15 protein-coding genes and 1 riboswitch are annotated in these 20,027 nt (G+C 72.2%); of the genes, 12 read left to right on the forward strand and 3 right to left on the reverse strand.

Going from position 1 to position 20,027, the window contains the following annotated elements:
• The first annotated feature begins 491 nt into the window (after window positions 1-491).
• A complete protein-coding gene (locus tag BJY16_RS16465) occupies window positions 492-1,214 on the forward strand; it encodes a nucleotidyltransferase domain-containing protein (protein WP_185040303.1) in 723 nt (240 codons plus the stop codon).
• A 449-nt stretch (window positions 1,215-1,663) separates the two neighbouring features.
• Here the strand turns inward: BJY16_RS16465 and BJY16_RS16470 are convergent, their stop codons facing one another.
• The 3 genes from BJY16_RS16470 to BJY16_RS16480 form a co-directional block, all read right to left on the reverse strand.
• The gene (locus BJY16_RS16470; protein ID WP_239176545.1) at window positions 1,664-2,557 is read right to left on the reverse strand and encodes a TVP38/TMEM64 family protein; all 894 of its coding nucleotides are present in this window, start codon (window positions 2,555-2,557) and stop codon (window positions 1,664-1,666) included.
• A gap of 393 nt (window positions 2,558-2,950) precedes the next feature.
• Window positions 2,951-3,664, reverse strand: coding sequence for a type 1 glutamine amidotransferase (locus BJY16_RS16475; protein ID WP_185040304.1), 714 nt, complete (start codon window positions 3,662-3,664; stop codon window positions 2,951-2,953).
• A gap of 15 nt (window positions 3,665-3,679) precedes the next feature.
• Window positions 3,680-4,900: a Mur ligase family protein gene (locus tag BJY16_RS16480; RefSeq protein WP_185046484.1), complete on the reverse strand. Its 1,221-nt coding sequence runs from the start codon at window positions 4,898-4,900 to the stop codon at window positions 3,680-3,682.
• 466 nt (window positions 4,901-5,366) lie between these two features.
• Window positions 5,367-5,498: riboswitch (cyclic di-AMP (ydaO/yuaA leader) on the forward strand.
• A 39-nt stretch (window positions 5,499-5,537) separates the two neighbouring features.
• Here BJY16_RS16480 and BJY16_RS16485 point away from each other — a divergent pair.
• The 11 genes from BJY16_RS16485 (at window position 5,538) to murC (ending at window position 20,024) form a co-directional block, all read left to right on the forward strand.
• The gene (locus BJY16_RS16485; RefSeq protein ID WP_185040305.1) at window positions 5,538-6,335 is read left to right on the forward strand and encodes a C40 family peptidase; all 798 of its coding nucleotides are present in this window, start codon (window positions 5,538-5,540) and stop codon (window positions 6,333-6,335) included.
• A gap of 640 nt (window positions 6,336-6,975) precedes the next feature.
• Window positions 6,976-7,407 carry a division/cell wall cluster transcriptional repressor MraZ gene (gene mraZ, locus BJY16_RS16490; protein WP_043523825.1) on the forward strand — a complete coding sequence of 144 codons (432 nt, stop codon included), beginning with the start codon at window positions 6,976-6,978 and terminating at the stop codon, window positions 7,405-7,407.
• A 234-nt stretch (window positions 7,408-7,641) separates the two neighbouring features.
• On the forward strand, window positions 7,642-8,727 hold the full coding sequence (gene rsmH, locus BJY16_RS16495; RefSeq protein WP_185040306.1) for a 16S rRNA (cytosine(1402)-N(4))-methyltransferase RsmH: 1,086 nt from the start codon (window positions 7,642-7,644) through the stop codon (window positions 8,725-8,727).
• Window positions 8,724-9,497, forward strand: coding sequence for a cell division protein FtsL (gene ftsL, locus BJY16_RS16500; RefSeq protein ID WP_185040307.1), 774 nt, complete (start codon window positions 8,724-8,726; stop codon window positions 9,495-9,497). The genes rsmH and ftsL overlap by 4 nt, the downstream gene beginning before the upstream one ends.
• Window positions 9,498-9,500: 3 nt before the next feature.
• Entirely contained in the window at window positions 9,501-11,936 is a 2,436-nt protein-coding gene (locus BJY16_RS16505) for a penicillin-binding transpeptidase domain-containing protein (RefSeq protein ID WP_185040308.1), read from the forward strand.
• A 56-nt stretch (window positions 11,937-11,992) separates the two neighbouring features.
• Entirely contained in the window at window positions 11,993-13,498 is a 1,506-nt protein-coding gene (locus tag BJY16_RS16510; RefSeq protein WP_185040309.1) for a UDP-N-acetylmuramoyl-L-alanyl-D-glutamate--2,6-diaminopimelate ligase, read from the forward strand.
• Window positions 13,495-14,886, forward strand: coding sequence for a UDP-N-acetylmuramoyl-tripeptide--D-alanyl-D-alanine ligase (locus BJY16_RS16515; protein WP_185040310.1), 1,392 nt, complete (start codon window positions 13,495-13,497; stop codon window positions 14,884-14,886). The genes BJY16_RS16510 and BJY16_RS16515 overlap by 4 nt, the downstream gene beginning before the upstream one ends.
• A complete protein-coding gene (mraY, locus tag BJY16_RS16520; protein ID WP_185040311.1) occupies window positions 14,883-15,998 on the forward strand; it encodes a phospho-N-acetylmuramoyl-pentapeptide-transferase in 1,116 nt (371 codons plus the stop codon). The genes BJY16_RS16515 and mraY overlap by 4 nt, the downstream gene beginning before the upstream one ends.
• A gap of 63 nt (window positions 15,999-16,061) precedes the next feature.
• A complete protein-coding gene (locus tag BJY16_RS16525; protein WP_185040312.1) occupies window positions 16,062-17,453 on the forward strand; it encodes an FtsW/RodA/SpoVE family cell cycle protein in 1,392 nt (463 codons plus the stop codon).
• Complete coding sequence (gene murG, locus BJY16_RS16530; RefSeq protein WP_185040313.1) at window positions 17,453-18,559, forward strand: undecaprenyldiphospho-muramoylpentapeptide beta-N-acetylglucosaminyltransferase; 1,107 nt, start codon at window positions 17,453-17,455, stop codon at window positions 18,557-18,559. Before BJY16_RS16525 ends, murG begins: the two co-directional genes overlap by 1 nt.
• 61 nt (window positions 18,560-18,620) lie before the next feature.
• Window positions 18,621-20,024, forward strand: a complete 1,404-nt coding sequence (gene murC / locus BJY16_RS16535) for a UDP-N-acetylmuramate--L-alanine ligase (protein WP_185046485.1) — start codon at window positions 18,621-18,623, stop codon at window positions 20,022-20,024.
• Window positions 20,025-20,027 lie beyond the last annotated feature (3 nt).

Consider the following 20,027-nt stretch of genomic DNA (forward strand, 5'->3'; position numbering starts at 1 on the left):
GGTCGGCCCGCTTCTTGTCGCCCGCACGATCAAAACCCGCTTCCGGTACGGACGAAGCACCCGCCCTACCGGCTCCGCGGCTGGCTCTGTGCCTGGCGTGGTCCATGCGCGTTCTTCTGTGCCTGGCTGGTCCCGTGCCGCTCGTTCTGCGCCTGGCTGGTTCCGCAGCCTGGCTGGTGCCGTGCCGCTTCGTTCTGCGCCTGGCTGGTCCGGGTGCCGCTCGTTCTGCGTTTGGCTGGTTCTGCGGCCTGGCCGGTCCCGTGCCGCTCGTTCTGCGTCTGACTGTTCCGCGGCTTGGCTGGGTCCGTGCCGCTTGTTCCTGGCCTGGCTGTTCCGTGCCCGATTGTTCCGCGCGGCGGTGTGCGCGCTCATAGCCCCGCCCTCCCAGGGGGGAGCCAGCCCATCAATCAGTCTGGTCGAAAAGACCAAGATCCCGCACCCGGCCTGTGGATAACCGGCTGTTGTTGAGGGCGCTCGATACGGTTCGCGGGATGGAGATCGCGGAGAGCTTCCTGCGCCGGGCCGACGACCTCGCTCCGGGGCTGGTCGAGGGGTTCTACCTGCAGGGCTCGGTGGCGCTCGGGGACTACCGGCCGGGGGTCAGTGACGTCGACTTCGTGGCGGTCACCTCGCGGCCGCCCGCGCCGGAGCTGATCGGCCGGATCCACCGGGAGTTGCCGCGCCGGCCGCGTCTCGACGGGATCTTCGTGGGCTGGGACGACCTGCGGCGGGATCCGGCGAAGCTGCCGCCCGGGCCGGCCGTCCACGAGGGCCGGGTGCTGGCCGCCTCCGACTTCGAACGGAACCTGGTCACCTGGCACGTGCTGGCCCAGGGCGGGGTGGCGCTGCGCGGGCCGGCGCGGCCGGAGATCTACACCGACTGGCCGGCGCTGGCCGAGCTGACCCGGGCGAACCTGGCGTCCTACTGGCGGCCATGGGTGCGGCGGCTGCGGGGCGGTCCGGTCGGGTTCACCGGCTGGGCGGTCTCCTGGACGGTGCTCGGGGTGGCCCGGTTGCGGCACACGCTGGCGGCCGGCGAGGTGACCTCGAAGACGGCGGCCGGGGAGTTCGCGGTGGCTCGTTATGGCCGGGAGTGGGAACGGATCGTCGGTGAGGCGCTCCGGCTCCGCTGTGGGGGAGCGGCCCGCTATCGGAACCCGCTGCGCCGCCGGGCCGACATGTTGGCCTTCGCCGAGCGGGTGCTGGCCGACTGAGGGCGGTCGGTGCGGGACCGCTGCGGCCGTACCGGAAAGCGCTTGCCCCGGAAAGCGGCCCCGGGACCGAGGAGCGGACCCGCAGGGATCACGGTCCGGGAAGGGACCTGCCGCGGAGGAGCGGACCCGCAGGGATCATGGTCCGGGAAGGGGCCTGCCGCGGAGGAGCGGACCGGTCGGGGTCGCGGCATGGACAACGGCCCGGCACGGAGGAGCGGACCTGCAGGGACCGCGGCGCGAGAAGGGGCCTGCGCGGAGGAGCAGGCCGATCGGAGGTCGCGGCGCGGAAGAAGGTGGCCCGGGCGGAAAGCGGAAGGGGCCAGGACGGAAAGCGGAAGGGGCCAGGACGGAAAGCGGCCTGTGGCCCGGGCGAAAAAGCGCGGGAAGCGGCCTGTGCCCGGGCGGAAAAGCGCGGAAAGCGGCTGTGGCCCGGGCGGAGAGCGGACGGGTCAGGCGGGAACCGGGGCCGCGGCCGGCGTGGCGGCGCGGCGGGAGGTCTGGCGCCAGCGGAGGACGATCGCGGTGGAGAGCAGGAAGCCGATCACCGCCGGGGCGATGGTGATCGCGCTCATCTTGCCGGGGGCGGCCACCGCGGCGCCGATCACGGCGTAGGTGACCGTGGACGGGATGGCGGCGATCGTGGTGCCCAGCAGGTAGCGCTTGCGGCAGACGCTGGTGGTGCCGTAGGCGTAGCCGACCAGGCCGAACGGGGCCAGCGGCAGGAAGCGGACGAGGAGCACGGCAGCCAGGCCGCGGCGGTTGAGCCAGCCGTCCAGGCGGGCCAGGCGGCCACCGGCCTTGGCCTGCAGGACGCCGCGGCCGGCCCAGCGGCCCGCGTAGTAGGTGGCGACCGCGGCGATCACCGCGGCGGCCAGCGCGGCGATCGCGCCGGTCGCGGCGCCGAGCAGGGCGCCGCAGGCGACGGTCACCGCGGTGCGCGGGACCAGGACCGAGAGGAGCAGACCACCGAGTACGGCGACCGCGACGGCGGCGCCCGGGCCGAGGGCGACCACGGCGTCGCCGATGTCGCGCAGCGGGAGCGTGCCGGCGGCGACCGCGAGCCCGCCGATCAGCGCGGTGAGCACGCCGAACCGGATGAGCCGACGCTTGCGGCTGATCGCGACCGGCTCCGCGACCGGCTCCGACGCCGCGACCGGCTCCTGCGCCGCGATGGGCTCGGAGGCCGGGGCGACGGACGGTGCCGAGGCGGCGGACAGGACCGAGGCCGAGGATGGGGCGGCCGGCGTGGCAGACGGCTCGAGGGTGGCGACGGACCGGCTGATCGGCTCGGCCTGAGAGTCCCCGGTGCGGGCGCCCACGGGGCGTTCAGGTTTGTCGGTCATGTGCAGGTCTACCGCCCCAACGGCTCGTCGGTTCAGGACAAGGTCGTGCAGTCGATTCCGCGCTCGTCGTCGTCGTCAAGCCGGGGCCGCGGCGAACCGCAAGCCCCGTCGGGCCGGGACTGCGGCGAACCGCAAGCCCCGTCGGGCCGGGACTGCGGCGAACCGCAAGCCCCGTCGGGCCGGGACTGCGGCGAACCGCAAGCCCCGTCGGGCCGGGACTGCGGCGAACCGCAAGCCCCGTCGGGCCGGGACTGCGGCGAACCGCAAGCCCCGTCGGGCCGGGACTGCGGCGAACCGCAAGCCCCGTCGGGCCGGGACTGCGGCGAACCGCAAACCCCGCCGGACCGGGGTAGCGGCGAACCGCGCCTCCCCGGACCCGTCAGGCCGGACCCGTCAGGCCGGGGTCGTCGCGGCGAACCGCTCGCCCCGCAGACGCTCCGGCCAGCTGTCGTCAAGGGGCGCAAGCCTATCCGCGCCGGTGGCCCAACGCAGTAGCAGATCGGCTATCGCTGGGTTGCGAGCCAGCGCCGGCCCGTGCGAATACGTCCCGATGATCTTGCCGGCCCAGGCGCCCTCGGTGTGTCCGTCGTTGCCGACGCCGCCGGTGACCCGGGCCAGCGGTGCGGCGTGTTGGCCCAGGTGGGTGCGGCCGCCGTGGTTCTCGAAGCCGGTCAGCGGGGGCAGCCCGAGCCGCGGGTCGATGTCGCCCCGCAGCTCGCCGACGGCCCGGCTCTCACCCCGGTCCGAGGTGATGTCGAGCAGACCGAGCCCGGCACATTTCGTCCCCTTGGCGAAGAACGAATGACCGAACAGCTGGTAACCCGCGCAGATGGCCAGGACCGCAGCGCCCTGGTTGACCGCGCGGTGCAACCCGCCGTCGGTGATCAGCCGCTGCGAGGCCAGCGACTGCGGGCCGTCCTCGCCGCCGCCGATCAGGTAGATGTCGGCGGTGGTCGGCATCTGCATGTCGGAGCGGACCTCGTAGGTCTCCACCGGGATGCCGCGGGCGGCCGCCCGGTGCGCCAGGATCAGCAGGTTGCCCCGGTCACCGTAGGTGGAGAGCAGATCCGGGTAGATCCAGACGATCCGCAAGGTGCTGTCGTTCATGCTGTGACCTCGGTGTTAGTTGACACGGTCGAGCACCGCGCGGATGTCCTGGAACGCCGTGTAGTTGGCGATCACCTCGAGCCGGCCGGGCGGCACCGCCGCGAGCGCCTGGTCGAAGGTTTGTACGTGCTGGAACGGCACACGGTTCACTTCGAGCCGGACGGCCAGGTCGTAGGCCCGGTCGCCGGTGATCAGCACGGGCCGGTCGCGCAGCGGGGCGAAGTCGACGTCCCACAGCCACGAGGTGTCCAGCCCGTCCGGGTCCCGCGCGTTGATCGAGAGCAGCGTCGGCGCCTGGTCGGCCATGTCGAACGCCTCCAGCCAGCTCGCCGGGTTCTTGGCGAGCAGCAGCCGGATGTTGCGGCCGTCCCGGTCGACCTGCGCGTAGCGCCCGGCGATCGAGGTCACCCGGGAGAGCCGGGGGAGGGCCTCGATCGGGCGGACCCCGAACTCGCCGGCGACCGCGAGGGCGGTGGCCGCGTTACCCAGGTTGACCTTGCCGGGGAGCTGGAGCTTGACCAGGTGCCAGTCGCCGCGCGGGTCGATCACCCCGTCCTCCTCGACCACCCACTGCGGGACCGGTCGGCGCAGCGGGCAGCCGGTGCACCACCAGTCGCCGTTGGCCCGCTCGATCGGGTGGCCGCTCTCCGGGCAGACGAACGAGTCGTCGTGCCAGCGCTGGCCGGCGCTGAACCAGGTGGTCTGCGGGCTGCCGGCGGCCGCCCAGACCACCATCGGGTCGTCCGCGTTGGCCACCACCCGGATCTCGGGGTGGCCGGCCAGCGCGGTCTTCCACAGCTGCGCCATCATCGCCACCTCCTTCGCCCGGTCGAGCTGGTCGCGGGAGAGGTTGAGCAGCGCCACCACCTTGGGCCGGGTGGCGTCGATCACCTGGGCCAGGTAGTGCTCGTCGACCTCGAGCACGGCGAACGGGGTGTGCCCCTCTTTCGCCAGCGCGGAGGTGTGACCGGTGGGCATGTTGGCGCCGTAGCCGTTGGTGGCGACCCGGCCGAGCACGCCGACCGCGGCCGCGGTGAGCCGGGTGGTGGTGGTCTTGCCGTTGGTGCCGGAGACCAGCGCGACGGCGCGGCCGGACGCGAGGTGGGACAGCAGGTCCGGATCGATCTTGAGGCCGATCCAGCCGCCGATCACCGATCCGTCGCCGCGTCCCGCGGCCCTGGAGAGCGCGGCCGCGGTCTTCGACGCGGTGGTCGCGACTATGGCCCGCAGGGGCATCTTCCCGTCCGTCACGCCAGCGAGGGTACCGGACCCCGGGGTTACGTCGAGTTGCCGGAAGGCTCCCGGCGCCGTTGCCGGCCCCCCACCCCATTCGGATTACCACGTTTGCGCCGCTGACCCGACGTTTCGAGGTTCCGAACGGGTTACCCGCGCAGAAATTGTGTGTTCTGGTTCACTGGTCGGATTCGACGCTGTGTAGCTGACCGAACGCAACCGGTGATGACATTTGTCTTCCGGAGGTAACAAATTGGACAGCGCCCAGAATGCCAAACACGCTGAGTAACCGGATCGCACCTGACGATCATGAGCGAAGTCGGGTACCAAAGATTCACCGGCGGCAACCGCTCGCCGGCCGCGCCGATCCGGCTCACGCCGAGCCCTGCCCCGGGCTGGACGACGCGACCATCACGCACCAGAACGCTGACAAGGCATCAGGGGGCAGGGACGGGGGACCCACCAACCGGTCCCGGCCGCGCCGCACGCCCCACAAGCGGCGCACCCGGCCGGACCTCGGGGTGAAGCCACCATCGGTGGCCGGGCAAGCCTTCCCGCCCGAACCCGACAGCTAACCTCGCAGGCGTGCCGGAGGGATATCTCTACCGTGCACGAACACAGTTCGAGCCGGGGCCGCCGCATGTCCGGCGCCGGTACCGTCGCACTGTCCCTGGGCCTCTGCCTCTGCGCCGGCCAGCTCGTAGGAGCCTCGCCGGCGGCCGCGTCCGCCACTCCGGTCGCGAGCGCCACCACCGCCACCACGGCGGCGGCAGCCAAGGTCACGCCCAAGTTGACCGCTTCGGTCAACACCCGGAAGCTCCCCTGGGGCTCCACCCTCAAGGTCACCGCCAAGGTCATCGACCCGCGCACCGGCAAGGTCGCCAAGGGCACGGTCCGGCTGCAGGCCTGGCGCACCAACAAATGGGTCACCTGGGACACCGAGACCGTGAAGAGCGGTGCGGTGACCCTGGCGGCCCGGCCCGACAAGAAGGGCGTCGGTTCCGGCGTCACCGTCCGCACCCTCTTCACCGGCAGCGGCTACAACCAGGCCGCCAGCGGCAAGGTGAAGATCACCCTGAAGTCCAGCGGGGCCAAGGTCCTCGCCGAGGCGAAGAAGCACAAGGGCGCGCTCTACAAGTTCGGCGCCTCCGGTCCCAAGCGGTTCGACTGCTCCGGGTTCACCCAGTACGTCTACAAGAAGGCGGCCGGCAAGAAGCTGCCGCACAAGGCGAACCTGCAGCAGAAGTACGGCAAGTCGGTCAGCAAGTCGAAGAAGCAGGTCGGTGACCTGATCGTCTTCCGCTCCGGCTCCTACGGGTCCCACGTCGGCATCTACGCCGGCGGCGGCTACATGTACGACTCGCCGCACACCGGCGCCCGGGTCGGCAAGCACAAGATCTACGGCAGCAACTACGTCGTGCGGCGGATGGTCGCCTGACAGCACGTAGTAAGTAAGGACACATCGCCAGTGGGGCGCGACCCGGTTCGGGTCGCGCCCCACTGGCGTTCCGCGTGCGGTCCGCCGCCAGGTTCCGGTCCGCGCATCCCGGTCCGCCGCCGGGTTCCGGTCCGCGCATCCCGGGCCGCTGCCGATTCCCGGTACGCCGAGGTGCCCGGTCATCGGCCGAAGGACGGCGGCTCCCGGACGGTCCACACAGACCGGCCCGACGGTCCACTGTCGCCCTCCCGGACCCTCCACTCGCGCCACCTGGAGCGCTCCACTCTGCTCCACCGGGCCGCTCCACTTCCCTCCCCACCGTGCTCCGACGGGTCGCGCGACGGGTTGAAGTGCCCTTTTCGAGCGGAGTTTTCGGACCCCGTGTGCCGGATGTCGGAAACCGGACCTGGTTGATCATGCTCCGCCCCTCCACTCCGCCCCACCACCTGTGAACTGGGATTACGTCCGCGAAAACGGCTCGCGAGCCAACGCTTTCGGGTTGCAGGTGGAGGGAAGTGGAGTAGAGTGGGGCGCAGTGGCAGGACTGAGGGAACGTGACCGAGAGCCTGCCGGCCCGAGTTGACAGACGGTCCACTCCCTCCGCGAAGGAGCGGCCGTCCCGGCAAAGGGGTGGGGGCCGATGTTCCTCGGCACGCACACCCCTCGGCTGGACGAGAAGGGCCGGCTGATCCTCCCGGCCAAGTTCCGGGATGAGCTGGCGGGAGGTGTCGTGATCACGAAAGGACAGGAGCGCTGTCTGTACGTGTTCCCGATGCCGGAGTTCCAGCGCATCGCGGGCCAGCTGCGCGAGGCGCCGGTGACCAACAAGGCCGCCCGGGCTTACAGCCGGGTGTTCTTCGCCAGCGCCCACGACGAGGTGCCTGACAAACAGGGCCGGGTCACCATCCCCGCACACCTGCGGGAGTACGCGAGTCTCGGCCGGGATCTCGTGGTGATCGGGGCCAGCACCCGGGTCGAGATCTGGGACAAGCAGTCCTGGGACGACTACCTCTCGGCGAGCGAGGAAGAGTTCGCCGACATCGAGGAGGGGGTGCTGCCCGGCGGACTGTAAGGCGTGGCACTCGGTGGGCCGCTGGGAGTTCCGGCCCGACCGCCACTGCTTGCCGTACTGCGAGATCTCCAGCCGCTCCCGCTCCTGGCGCCTCTTCCCCGGCGCCAGGCGCGTGTCCAGGGCCGGTCATGCCGGCGCGGGACAGAGCGGATGGGGATCTGGCGGTACGGATGGCGGCCGGGCCGGCATGGCAGCAACAGGTAACAACCGGGTGACACGCGATCAGGTGGGGCAATGGGGGTCGACATGGGGGAGCCGCGCGGTGCGCACGTTCCGGTGCTGCTGGAACGCTGCCTCGAGCTGCTCGGTCCGGCCCTGGCCCGGCCCGGCGCGGTGCACGTCGACTTCACGCTGGGCCTCGGCGGGCATGCCGAGGCGGTGCTGGAGCGGTTCCCGGACGTCACCCTGATCGGACTCGACCGGGACACCGAGGCGCTCGCCCACTCGCGGCACCGGCTGGCCCGATTCGCCGAGCGGACCCACCTGGTGCACGCGGTCTACCACGAGCTGCCCCGGGTGCTCGCCGAGCTGGACCTGCCGGCGATCCAGAGCGGACTGTTCGACCTGGGTGTCTCCTCGCTGCAGCTGGACGAGGCGGACCGCGGCTTCGCGTACGCGCAGGACGCCCCGCTGGACATGCGGATGGACCAGTCCCGGGGGATCACCGCGGAAGAGGTCGTCAACACGTACGAGCCGGGTGAGCTGGTCCGCATCCTCCGGCAGTACGGCGAGGAGAAGTTCGCGCCGCGGATCGTCTCGTCGATCGTGCGGGAGCGGGCGAAACAGCGGATCGTCTCGACCCAGCGGCTGGCCGAGCTGGTCAAGGACGCCATTCCCGCCGCCGCGCGGCGAACGGGTGGAAATCCCGCGAAAAGGTCGTTCCAGGCACTACGCATTGAGGTGAACGGCGAGCTCGAGGTGCTGGAATCCGCGATTCCGGCGGCTTTGGACGCCTTGTCGCCCGCCGGGCGACTTGTGGTGATGAGTTATCAATCGTTGGAGGACAAGATCGTCAAGCGCGCCGTCACCGCGAGGGCGCGCAGCACCGGGCCGATCGACCTGCCGGTCGAGCTGCCCGGCACCGGCCCCACGCTGCGGCTGCTGACCCGAGGGTCGGAGCTGCCCAGCGAGGCGGAGGTGGCGGAGAACCCGCGGGCGGCCTCGGTGAAGCTGCGCGCGGTGGAACGGCTGGACGAGAACGAGAGCAGGGCGAACCAGGGACCACGGGCCGGTCGCGAACGGCCTCGCATGGCAACAACGCACGGGGGGCAAGGGCGGAAACGCCCTAGGGCGGACGAAGAGGGGGAGGGGGAAGCATGAGCGAGCGAACCAACGCGCCGCGGTCGGGGGGCCGTGCGGCGCAACCACGCTCCACGGCGGGCGAGCGTGGGCGCGGGGCGAGCCGCGATGCCCGGAGCGAGGGGGCCGGCGTCCGGGGGGCGCGCCGGTCCGACACGCGCCGGTCCGGGACCGGGCGGGAGGACCGCCGGGAGCGGGCCGGCCTGCGGGTCGAGGGGGAGATCGAGGTGACCGTCGAGGGCACCGCGGCCAAGCGGCTGGACACCGCCGAGACGGCCACGCCGGCGCTGCCGCGCCTGCGGGTCGCGCCGCCGCTGCCGATCCGCGCGCCGCGGCCGACCTTCGCGGCCGGCGTGGTCGCGCTGGTCCTGGTCGGTGTGGTGGGCATCCTGCTGATCAACACCAAGACCATGGAGCAGTCGTTCCGGCTGGACGCGCTCCGGGACAGCCAGGCCGAGCTCGCCGAGCAGCAGCAGGAGCTGGACCAGCAGCTGATCCAGGTGTCCAGCCCGGGCAACCTGGAGGCCGCCGCGCGCCGGCTGGGCCTGGTCCGGGCGGACAACCCGGCGATGATCCGGCTCCCGGACGGCAAGATCATCCGGCCGCCGACGCCGGGCCACGGCCCGGTCTCGGTGACCGCGCAGGACTCGCTGCCGACGACCGGCGCGGACGCCGACCCCAGCAAGGGCGCCGGCGGCAAGCAGCAGCCGGCCGCGGGTGCGGACGACGCCGGCCAGAACGGCGCCGGTCAGAACGACGCCGGCCAGAACGCTGTGGGAACGGGGCAGTAAGCCGTGTCGCCGCGAGACGACGAGACACCGCGCCGGGGCACTCCGCCCCGGCGCGCTGCGTCGCGTGCCGTTCCGCCGGAGGAGACCGACCAGCCGGAGCGGCCGGAGCGGCGCGGTTTCTCCAGCATCGGCGAGGCGCGGGCGTACACGCCGCGCGGGCGGACGGTGGCCGAGCGCGGCCGCACCCCGCGGACCGGGCGCACCGCCGACCCGTTCCGCCCGGCCCTGCAGGTGGTCGAGGGCGGCGAGGGCGCGCCCCGGGCCCGGCAGCGGGGCTCGCGCACCGGCGAGCCGCCGGCCGCCGAGCGGGACCGCGCGCCACGCGAGCCACGCGAGCCACGCGAGCCGCGGGAGAAGAGCACCAGCCGGAGCCGGGAGGCACGGGAGAGCACGTCCCGCGGCCGCGAGCCCCGGGAGAGCGGCGGCCGGGGCCGGGAGTCGCGGGAGCCGGCCGGCAAGAGCCGGGAGCGCGAGACCCGGGCCGGCGCCGGTCGCGGGCGTGAGGCACGGGAGCGGGCCGCCGAGCGCGACACCCCCCGGGTCCGCCGGGTGCCCGAGCCGGCCGGGGCGAGCACCCGCCGTACCGGGAAGCCGGAACCCGGACCACGGCGGACGGTGACCGATCGGACCGGTCGTGGTCCCGGCCGGGAAGCGGCCCGGCGGCCGCGGCCGGTGCCGGCCGAACCGCCCAAACTGGCCAACAGCACCCGCCGCCTGCGGCTCGGCACGGTGCTCGCGCTCTCGCTGTTCGTCATGATCGGCGTGCGGCTGGTGGTGCTCCAGGTGGGCACCTCGCCGGCCGAGGTGGAGAGCCTGGTCAAGCTGCGCGAGAAACGGCTCAGCACGGTCGAGCTGCCGGCCCCGCGGGGCAGCATCCTGGACCGGAACGGCGCGGTGCTGGCGAACAGCGTCGAGGCGCGGTACATCTACGCCGACCCGGAGAGCGCCGGCCTGCAGAAGAACCTGGGCGCCACCGCGGTGCGGCTGTCCAAGCTGCTCGGCATCCCGGCCTCCAAGCTGGCCGCGAACATGCAGCGCAAGCAGGTGCTCGGCACCTGGCTGCGGTTCCGCTACCTGGCCCGCGGCGTGGACATCTCGATCGCCGACGAGATCGAGGCGATGAAGCTGCCGGGCATCTACACGCACCTCGACGAGCGGCGGGACGCGCCGGGCAAGGACCTGGCCGCGAACCTGATCGGCTTCACCGGCGAGGACCAGCGCGGCCTGGTCGGCCTGGAGGCCCGCTACGACGACGTGCTGCACGGCACCGACGGCAAGCGGGTCTACGAGACCGGCAAGGGCAGCCTCAACGTGCCGATCGCCGGCGGCTACCAGCAGACCACCCCGGCCCGGCCGGGCAGCTCGGTGAAGCTCACCATCGACCGCTGGGTGCAGTACAACGCGCAGCGGTTCCTGAACGCCGAGGCCGAGCGGAACAACGCCAAGGTGGCCGGCGCGGTGGTGATGGACGCCCGGACCGGCGAGATCCTCGCCCAGGCCAGCTACCCGTCCTACAACGCGGACCAGCCGGAGAAGTCCGAGGAGAACCAGCGGATCGACGTGCCGACCGCGGTGGTCACCGACCCGGGTTCCAGCCACAAGGCGTTCGTGATCGGTGCGGCCCTGCAGGAGGGCCTGATCACCCCGGAGTCGACGCAGGTGGTGGCGCCGGCGATCGTGCGCGGCGGGATCCCGTTCGAGGACCACGAGAAGCTCACCAAGGGCGACAAGCTGACCATCGCCGGGATCCTCGCCTACTCGTCCAACGTCGGGACCATCCTGATCGGCGAGAAGCTCGGCAAGCAGAAACTCTACGAGTACCAGCAGAAGTTCGGGCTGGGCAAGGCGACCGGGGAGGGCATGCCCGGCGAGTCGCCCGGCATGCTGCTGCCGCCGGACGAGTGGAGCGGCTCGGCGTACGGGTCGGTGCCGATCGGGCACAGCGTCTCGGCGACCCTGGTGCAGATGGCCGCCGGGTACGGCGCGATCGCCAACGACGGCGTCTACATCCAGCCGCACCTGATCAAGTCGACGGTGGCCGGCGACGGCACCGAGACCCCGATGGCCGCCCCGGAGACGCACCGGGTGCTGGACGCGAAGGTGGCGAGCCAGCTGCGCACCCTGCTGGAGGCGGTGACCGAGGACAACGAGGGCACCGGCACCAAGGCGCAGGTGGGCGGCTTCCGGGTGGCCGGCAAGACCGGCACCGGCAAGATGGTCGTGGACGGGCAGTACACCAGCCACAACGCCAGCTCGTTCGTCGGCATGGCGCCGGCCGAGAACCCGCGGTACGTGGTCGCCGTCTCGATGGACGTGGCCAAGGGCACCGGCGGCGAGGTGTCCGCGCCGGCCTTCTCCAAGATAATGGGCTACACCCTGCTCCATTACTTTGTGCCACCGTCCACCACCAAACCGCCGACCTTCAAGCTGCGGCCATGACGTGGGTCGCATGGCGTTGACGGGAACCTGTGGCGTACCGGGTAGGGTCTGACGCCGTGTCCGGCATTCCCCGACCCGAGACCGTCGCGCCGATCCCGTTGACGCGGCTCGCTGAGCTGCTTCCGGCCGCGCTGCACGGTGGTGACATCGCTGTCACCGGGGTCACTCACAGTAGTGGCGCGGTGCGCCCTGGAGATCTGTACGCGGCGCTGCCCGGCGCGAACCGGCACGGCGCCGAGTTCGTCGCGGACGCGGCCCGCTCCGGCGCGGCGGCGGTGCTGACCGACCCGGCCGGGCGCGAGGCCGCGCTCGCCGCCGGGTTGCCGGTGCTGGTCGCCGAGCAGCCGCGGGCGGTGCTCGGCGCGGCCGCGGCGGCGATCTACGGCGAGCCGTCCCGGCGGCTCACCATGATCGGGATAACCGGGACGGCCGGGAAGACCTCGACGTCCTACCTGGTGGAGGCCGGCCTGCGGGCGGCCGGGCAGGTCACCGGGCTGGTCGGCACGGTGGAGACCCGGCTCGGCGACTTCACGGTGAAGAGCGTGCGGACCACGCCGGAGGCCACCGACCTGCAGTCGATCCTCGCGGTCGGCGTGGAGCGCGGGGTGACCGCGGTGGTCATGGAGGTGTCCAGCCACGCCTTGGTGATGGGCCGCGCGGACGGCATCCGGTTCGCCGCCTCCGGCTACACCAACTTCGGCCAGGACCACCTCGACTTCCACCCGACCTCCGAGGAGTACTTCGCGGCCAAGGCGCGGCTCTTCGACGGGCGCAGCGCGATCGGCGTGCTCAACCACGACGACGCCGCGGTGATGGCGCTGCACACGCCGGGCACGGTGACCTATTCGGCGGCCGGGAACCCGGCGGCCACCTGGTGGGCGTCCGAGGTGCGGCCGTCCGCTTTCGGGCAGCTGTTCACCGCGCACGGGCCGGACGGCCTCACCGTCGCGACCGGCGTCGCGCTGCCCGGCCTGCACAACGTGGCCAACGCGCTGCTCGCGCTGGCGTTGCTGGCCTCGGTCGGGATCGACCCCGCGGTGGCCGGTCGCGGCATCGCGGCGTGTTCCGGCGTGCCCGGCCGGCTGGAGCAGGTCAGCTCGCCGGGTGAGGTGCTCGGCGTCGTCGACTACGCGCACAAGCCGAACGCGATCGTGGCCGCCCTGGCCGCGCTGCGCGAGCTGGCCACCGGGCGCGGCGGGCGGCTGATCTGCGTGCTCGGCGCCGGCGGCGACCGGGACAAGGGCAAGCGGCCGCTGATGGGTGAGGCCGCGGCGCAGGGCGCCGACCTGGTGATCATCACGGACGACAACCCCAGGACCGAGGACCCGGCTTCGGTACGCGCGGCGGTGCGCCGTGGCGCCGAGGAGGCACACTCGGCCGCCAAGGTGGTCGAGGTCGCCGGCCGGCGGGCCGCGATCGACGAGGCGGTCCGGATGGCCACCGCCGGCGACGTGATCGCCGTCCTGGGCAAGGGCAACGAGCAGGGCCAGGAGGTGAACGGTCAGGTGCTGCCGTTCGACGACCGGATCGAGCTGGCCGCCGCGCTGGGAGGACGGTCATGATCAGTCTTTCGCTCGCCGAGATCGCCGGGATCACCGGCGGCCGGCTGGTCGGCACCGACGGCGCGGAGGTGGTCACCGGCGCGGTGGAGTACGACTCCCGCAAGGTCGGCCCGGGCGGGCTGTTCGTGGCGTTCGCCGGCGAGAAGGTGGACGGCCACGAGTTCGGCCGGCAGGTGGTCGAGGCCGGCGCGGCCGGTGTGCTCGGCACCCGGGACGCCGGCGTGCCCGGCGTGGTGGTCGAGGACCAGCTGGACGCGCTCGCCAAGCTGGCCCACGAGGTGCTCGCCCGGCTGCCCGAGCTGACCGTGGTCGGGCTGACCGGGTCGTCCGGCAAGACCACCACCAAGGACTTCATCGGGCAGCTGCTGTCCCGGCTCGGGCCGACCGTGGCGCTGCCCGGCTCGCTCAACAACGAGCTCGGCTTCCCGTACACGGTGCTGCAGGCCGACGAGAAGACCCGGTTCCTGGTGCTCGAGATGGGCGCCCGGGGGATCGGGCACATCCGCTACCTGACCGGCATCGCCCGGCCGTCGATCGGGGTGGTGCTGAACGTCGGCGCCGCGCACCTCGGCGAGTTCGGGTCGATGGAGGGCACCGCGCTGGCCAAGGGGGAGCTGGTCGAGGCGCTGCCCGAGTCCGGCGTCGCGGTGCTGAACGCGGACGACCCGCTGGTGTCGGCGATGGCGTCGCGGACGGTCGCGCGGGTGATCCAGGTCGGCGAGCGGGAGTCGGCCGGGCTGCGGGCCGTGGACGTCACCGTGGACTCGCTGGGGCGGGCGTCCTTCGTACTCGAAAGCGGTGGTGAATCGGGGAATGTCCGACTGGGTGTCGCCGGGCGGCATCAGGTGGCGAACACCCTCGCCGCCGCCGCGGTCGCGCTGACCGCGGGGATGGCCTTCCCCGACCTGGTCACCGCGCTCGGCGAGGTCGGCATCGTGTCCGGCCGGCGGATGGACGTGGTCGAGCGGCCGGACGGGGTGACGGTCATCGACGACTCCTACAACGCCAACCCGTCGTCCACCGCCGCGGCGCTGCACGCGCTCGCGGCGATGGGCGCCGGCAAGCGCACCACCGCCGTGCTCGGCTACATGGCCGAGCTGGGCGAGCACGAGGTGTCCGGGCACGCCGAGGCCGGCCGGCTGGCCGCCGGGCTGGGCGTCGACCGGCTGATCGCGGTGGCGGAGAACGCCCGGCCGATCCTGGACGGCGCGGCGGAGGTGGGCGCGTGGCGGGGCACCGCCCACTTCGCCGCCGACCAGGCCGCCGCGATCGAGATTCTGCAAGCCGACCTGCGCGCCGACGACGTCGTGCTGGTCAAGGGTTCCCGGTACCGCACATGGGACGTCGCCGACTGGCTGCGGCGTCCCGAGGAGGTTCAGCCCACGTGAGGGCAGTCATCGTCGCGGCCGCGGTCGCCTTTCTCATCTCGCTCTTCGGCACCCCGATCGCCATCAAGGTCTTCTCGGCGCTGAAGGCCGGCCAGCCGATCCGGAGCATCGGCCCGCAGACCCACCTGGGCAAGCGGGGCACCCCGACCATGGGCGGCGTGGCGTTCATCCTCGCCACCGTCTTCGCGTACGTCGCCGGGCACGTCGCCCTGACCACCCTGCCGGACCGGCAGATCGCCCAGGAGCGGCCCACGATGACCGCGCTGGTGCTGCTCGGTCTGCTGGTGTTCTGCGGCGCGGTCGGCTTCCTGGACGACTTCCTGAAGGTCCGCAAGCGCAACTCGGACGGCCTCAGCGCCAAGGGCAAGCTGCTCGGCCAGCTGCTGGCCGGCATCGGCTTCGGCATCGCCGCGCTCTACTTCCCGAGCACCAACGGGGAGACCGTGGCCAGCGAGAAGATCTCGTTCATCCGGGATGTCAGCTGGCTGGACGTCGGCAAGGTCGGCGCGGTCATGGTCTTCGTCTTCGTGATCATGGCGATGTCCAACGGGGTGAACCTGACCGACGGCCTGGACGGCCTGGCCACCGGCGCGTCGATCCTGGTCCTCGGGGCGTACTCGCTGATCGGCTTCTGGCAGTACCGGCACTGGTGCGGCGACGACGACTACCGGCTCACCAGCCAGCTCACCCAGGAACACTGCTACCAGGTCCGGGACCCGCTGGAGATCGCGATGATCGCGGCGGCCGCGGCGGCCGCCCTGGTCGGCTTCCTGTGGTGGAACACCAGCCCGGCCCGGATCTTCATGGGCGACGCCGGCGCGCTCGGCCTGGGCGGCCTGATCGGCGGCCTGGCGGTGGCCACCCGGACCACGCTGCTCTCGGTGATCATCGGCGGCCTGTTCGTGATCATCACGATGTCCCTGGTGATCCAGGTGATCTCGTTCCGGACCACCGGCAAGCGGGTCTTCCGGATGTCGCCGCTGCACCACCACTTCGAACTGGCCGGCTGGAGCGAGGTCAACATCGTGGTGCGGTTCTGGATCATCGCGGGCATCTGCGCGGCGATCGGCCTGGGCCTGTTCTACAGCGACCACCTGGCGGTCATGGGTTAAGTCTCAGGCGACACGCCATCGACGTACACGTCGGTGGCGTGTCGTCACGACGATGATGGGGGCATGGCGGACGACCGTACCGACAAGGCCCGCCCGTCACTGAGCCGGCAGCTGCTGCCCGCGGTGCACGGGCTGCTGGCCCGCCCCCTCTCGTCCTACTACCTGCTGATCGCCAGCGCCGGCATGCTGCTGCTGATCGGGTTGACCATGGTCTTCTCGGCGACGAGCGTGAAGGCGTACGCGGCGAACGGCAACGCCTTCTCGGCGATCTCCAGCCAGGCGGTGTACGCGCTGCTCGGCCTGGTCGCCTTCTGGATCTGCCAGCGGCTGCCCGCGATCACCCTGCGCGCCCTGGGCAAGTACGTGCTCGGCGCGGCGGTGGTGCTGCTCTCCTTCCAGAACCTGGTCGTCATGGTCAAGCACATCGAGGCCCAGGAGAGCGAGCGGGTCGCCGGGATCTCGGTCAGCCTGCTCTCGCTCGCCGTCGGCGGGGTCAGCGTGCAGCCGTCCGAGCTGGCCAAACTGGCCATGGTGTTGTGGGGCGCCGACCTGATCGCCCGCAAGGGCGCGGCCCTGGGTCACTGGCGCGAGCTGGCGATGCCGCTCTTCCCGGTGGTCGGCCTGCTCTTCGTCCTGGTCGGCTACAACGACGTGGGCACCATGCTGGTGCTGCTGGCGCTGATCGTCGGGCTGCTCTGGGCGGCCGGCGTGCGGCTGCGGGTGTTCGGCGCCCTCGGTGTGCTCGGCCTGACCGGTATCGGCCTGCTGATCGCCGCGGCCTCCCGGGGCGCCGGCTCCGGCACCTCCGAGGCGCCGAACTACCGGGTGGAGCGCCTCACCGCCTTCCTCACCCCACTCGACAAGTGCGATCCGGGCGGCACGTGCTACCAGCTGATCCAGGGGCGTTCGGCGATCTTCGAGGGTGGCTGGTTCGGCGTCGGGCTGGGCAAGGGCGCGCTGAAGTGGGGCTGGGTCCCCGAGGCGGAGAACGACTTCATCTACTCGATCCTCGCCGAGGAGATGGGCGTGGTCGGCTGCACCGTGGTGCTGGCGCTCTTCTCGGTGCTGGCCTACACCGGTTTCCGGATCGCCCGCCGCTCCACCGACCCGTTCCGCCGCCTCGCGGCCGCCGCGATCACCACCTGGCTGGTCGTCCAGGCCGTCATCAACATGGGCGGGGTGGTCGGGCTGCTGCCCATCACCGGCCTTCCGCTACCGTTCATCTCCGCGGGTGGCAGCGCTCTGATCGTGGCCATGGCGGCGATCGGCATGCTGGCCTCGTTCGCCCGGGCGGAGCCGGATGCGGCGCGTGCCCTGAACGCCCGTCCGACGCCTCGATGGGTGCGACTAGTCTGGGCCCCGCTGCCGCCGCTCCCCTCGCCGCGGCGGCCGGTCTCCACGAAACCGGCGAAGTCGGTGAAGTCCGTTGGCGCGGGGGAGGGAAGGAGACGGTGATGGTTCCGCTGCGGTCGGTCGTGCTCGCCGGAGGAGGCACCGGCGGACACATCTATCCGCTGCTGGCCTTCGCCGACGCCCTGCGCCGGCACTTCCCGCACATCCGGATCACCACGCTGGGCAGCCCCAAGGGGATGGAGAACCAGCTCATCCCGGCGGCCGGCTACGACCTGCGGGTGATCCCGGCCTTCCAGCTGCCCCGCTCGCTCAACCTGGACCTGCTGCGCACCCCGGACCGGATGTACAAGTCCACCCACGCGGCCGGCGAGATCCTCGACGAGGTGCAGGCCGAGGTGGTGGTCGGGTTCGGCGGCTACGTGTCGGTCCCGGCCTACCTGGCCGCCTGGCGCCGCGAGCTGCCGATCGTGGTGCACGAGGTGAACGTGCCCCCCGGCGTGGCGAACCGGATGGGCATGAAGTTCACCAAGCGGGTCGCCGTCGGCTTCCCGCACCAGCTGGAGCAGGCCGAGTCGCTGCGCAACGCGCGCCTGGTCGGCGTCCCGCTGCGTACCGGGATCACCCAGATGGACCGCCCGGCGCTGCGCCCGCAGGCGCTCTACCACTTCGGGCTGCGCCCGGACCTGCCGGTGCTGTTCGTCTCCGGCGGCTCGTCCGGCGCGCGGACGATCAACCTGGCGGTGGCCGCGGCGGCCAAGCGGCTGGCCCACGCCGGCATCCAGGTGCTGCACGTGCAGGGCGGGCGCAACGACCCGTTCGACGTGCCGAACGACCTGCCGGTGCCCTATGTCGTGGTGCCCTACCTGTCCGACATGCAGCTCGGATACGCTGCCGCCGACCTGATGCTGTGCCGGGGCGGGGCGATCACCGTCGCCGAGACCACCGCGCTCGGCATGCCGGCCATCTACGTGCCCTACCCGTTCAGCAACCAGGAGCAGCGCCGCAACGCGCTCCCGGTGGTCGAGGCGGGCGGCGGCATGCTGGTGGACAACAGCGAGCTGACCCCGGACTGGATCGAGCGGAACATCATCCCGCTGGCCCGGGACCGGCAGCGGCTGGCCGCCATGGGGCACGCCGCGGCCGGCTACGGCCGCCGTGACGGTGACGAGCAGCTGCTGCGCTTCGTTCTGGAAGCGGTGGGTCGGTGAGCTTTTCTGTGACTGAGGGAGTGACGTGGTGAACACGGCGGAGTTGACGCCGGCCGGTGAGATGACCGCCGAGGACCTGGGCAGCGTGCATCTGATCGGGATCGGCGGGGTCGGCATGGCCGGCCTGGCGCGGCTCCTGCTTACCCGGGGCATCCCGGTCTCCGGCAGCGAGCTGCGCGAGTGGCCGGCGCTGGCCGGGATGCGCGCGCTGGGCGGGACCGTGCACATGGCGCACGAGGCGTCGAACCTGGACGGCGTCGACACGGTCGTCTACTCCACCGCGATCCCGCAGGATCACGTCGAGATGGTCGAGGCGCGCCGGCGCGGCCTGCGGGTGCTGCACCGCTCCGAGGCGCTCGCCGCGGCGATGACGAACCGGCGGACCATCGCGGTGGCCGGCACCCACGGCAAGACCACCACCACCTCGATCATGACGGTGATCCTGCAGCACGCCGGGCAGGACCCGTCGTTCGTGATCGGCGGTGAGCTCTCCGCGGCCGGCTCCAACGGCCACCACGGCACCGGCCCGCACTTCGTGGCCGAGGCGGACGAGCACGACCGGTCGTTCCTGATCTACCGGCCGCACGTCGCGATCATCACCAACATCGAGGGCGATCACCTCAACAACTGGGGTGACCTGGACAACCTGAAGGCCGGCTTCCTGGAGTTCGGCGAGCTGGCCGACGGTTTCGTGGTGACCTGCGCGGACGGGCCGGGCACCGAGGAGCTGATCGCCGGGCTGCGGGCCAAGGGCAAGACCGTCTACACGTACGGTGAGTCGCCCGACGCCGACTTCCGGATCAGTGACGTGGTCTCCACCGTCAACGGCGTGCGCTACCAGGCCGAGCTGAACGGCAAGCCGCTGGGCGAGTTCAAGCTGGCGCTGCCCGGCAAGCACATGGGCCTGAACAGCGCCGCGACCGTGCTCACCGCGCTCAAGCTGGGCCTGCCGCTGGACAAGATCGTCGAGGCGCTGGAGTCGTTCCCGGGGGTCCGCCGCCGGTTCGAGCGCAAGGGCATCGCGGCCGGCGTCCGGGTCTACGACGAGTACGCGTACCACCCGACCTCGGTGATGGCCGCGCTGCGCACGCTGCGCGAGGTGGCCGGCGACGGCCGCCTGCTGGTGGTCTTCCAGCCGTACCGGGTGTACCGCACCCGGGACCTGCAGGCCGAGCTGGCCGAGGGGCTGGCGGTGGCCGACCAGGTGATCGTGATGGAGGTGTTCGGCCCGGGCGAGACCCGCGGGCCGGGCGAGGGCGGGCTCGCCCTGACCGCCGCGATCGACCTGCCGGCCGAGCGCAAGGTCTTCGTCCCGGACTGGGAGGACGTGCCGGCCGAGGTGGTCCGCCGCAGCCGTCCCGGCGACGTGGTGGTGACCATGGGCGCGCCGCCGATCTCGCTGATGGGCGACGAGCTGCTGGCCGCGCTCGCCGAGGTGGACCTGCGGCCGGACCTCGCGGGCTGATCG

It is taken from the genome of Actinoplanes octamycinicus (assembly GCF_014205225.1).
GTDB classification, from domain to species: Bacteria; Actinomycetota; Actinomycetes; order Mycobacteriales; family Micromonosporaceae; genus Actinoplanes; species Actinoplanes octamycinicus.

Excerpts from the sequence above, each read along its gene's own strand:
- BJY16_RS16475 (WP_185040304.1), bottom strand. The coding sequence starts at position 3,664 with ATGAACGACAGCACCTTGCGGATCGTCTGGATCTACCCGGATCTGCTC.
- murC (WP_185046485.1), top strand. The coding sequence starts at position 18,621 with ATGACCGCCGAGGACCTGGGCAGCGTGCATCTGATCGGGATCGGCGGG.
- BJY16_RS16480 (WP_185046484.1), bottom strand. The coding sequence starts at position 4,900 with ATGCCCCTGCGGGCCATAGTCGCGACCACCGCGTCGAAGACCGCGGCC.
- rsmH (WP_185040306.1), top strand. The coding sequence starts at position 7,642 with ATGGGGGTCGACATGGGGGAGCCGCGCGGTGCGCACGTTCCGGTGCTG.
- ftsL (WP_185040307.1), top strand. The coding sequence starts at position 8,724 with ATGAGCGAGCGAACCAACGCGCCGCGGTCGGGGGGCCGTGCGGCGCAA.
- BJY16_RS16465 (WP_185040303.1), top strand. The coding sequence starts at position 492 with ATGGAGATCGCGGAGAGCTTCCTGCGCCGGGCCGACGACCTCGCTCCG.
- mraZ (WP_043523825.1), top strand. The coding sequence starts at position 6,976 with ATGTTCCTCGGCACGCACACCCCTCGGCTGGACGAGAAGGGCCGGCTG.
- BJY16_RS16515 (WP_185040310.1), top strand. The coding sequence starts at position 13,495 with ATGATCAGTCTTTCGCTCGCCGAGATCGCCGGGATCACCGGCGGCCGG.
- BJY16_RS16525 (WP_185040312.1), top strand. The coding sequence starts at position 16,062 with ATGGCGGACGACCGTACCGACAAGGCCCGCCCGTCACTGAGCCGGCAG.
- BJY16_RS16470 (WP_239176545.1), bottom strand. The coding sequence starts at position 2,557 with ATGACCGACAAACCTGAACGCCCCGTGGGCGCCCGCACCGGGGACTCT.
- BJY16_RS16485 (WP_185040305.1), top strand. The coding sequence starts at position 5,538 with ATGTCCGGCGCCGGTACCGTCGCACTGTCCCTGGGCCTCTGCCTCTGC.
- murG (WP_185040313.1), top strand. The coding sequence starts at position 17,453 with ATGGTTCCGCTGCGGTCGGTCGTGCTCGCCGGAGGAGGCACCGGCGGA.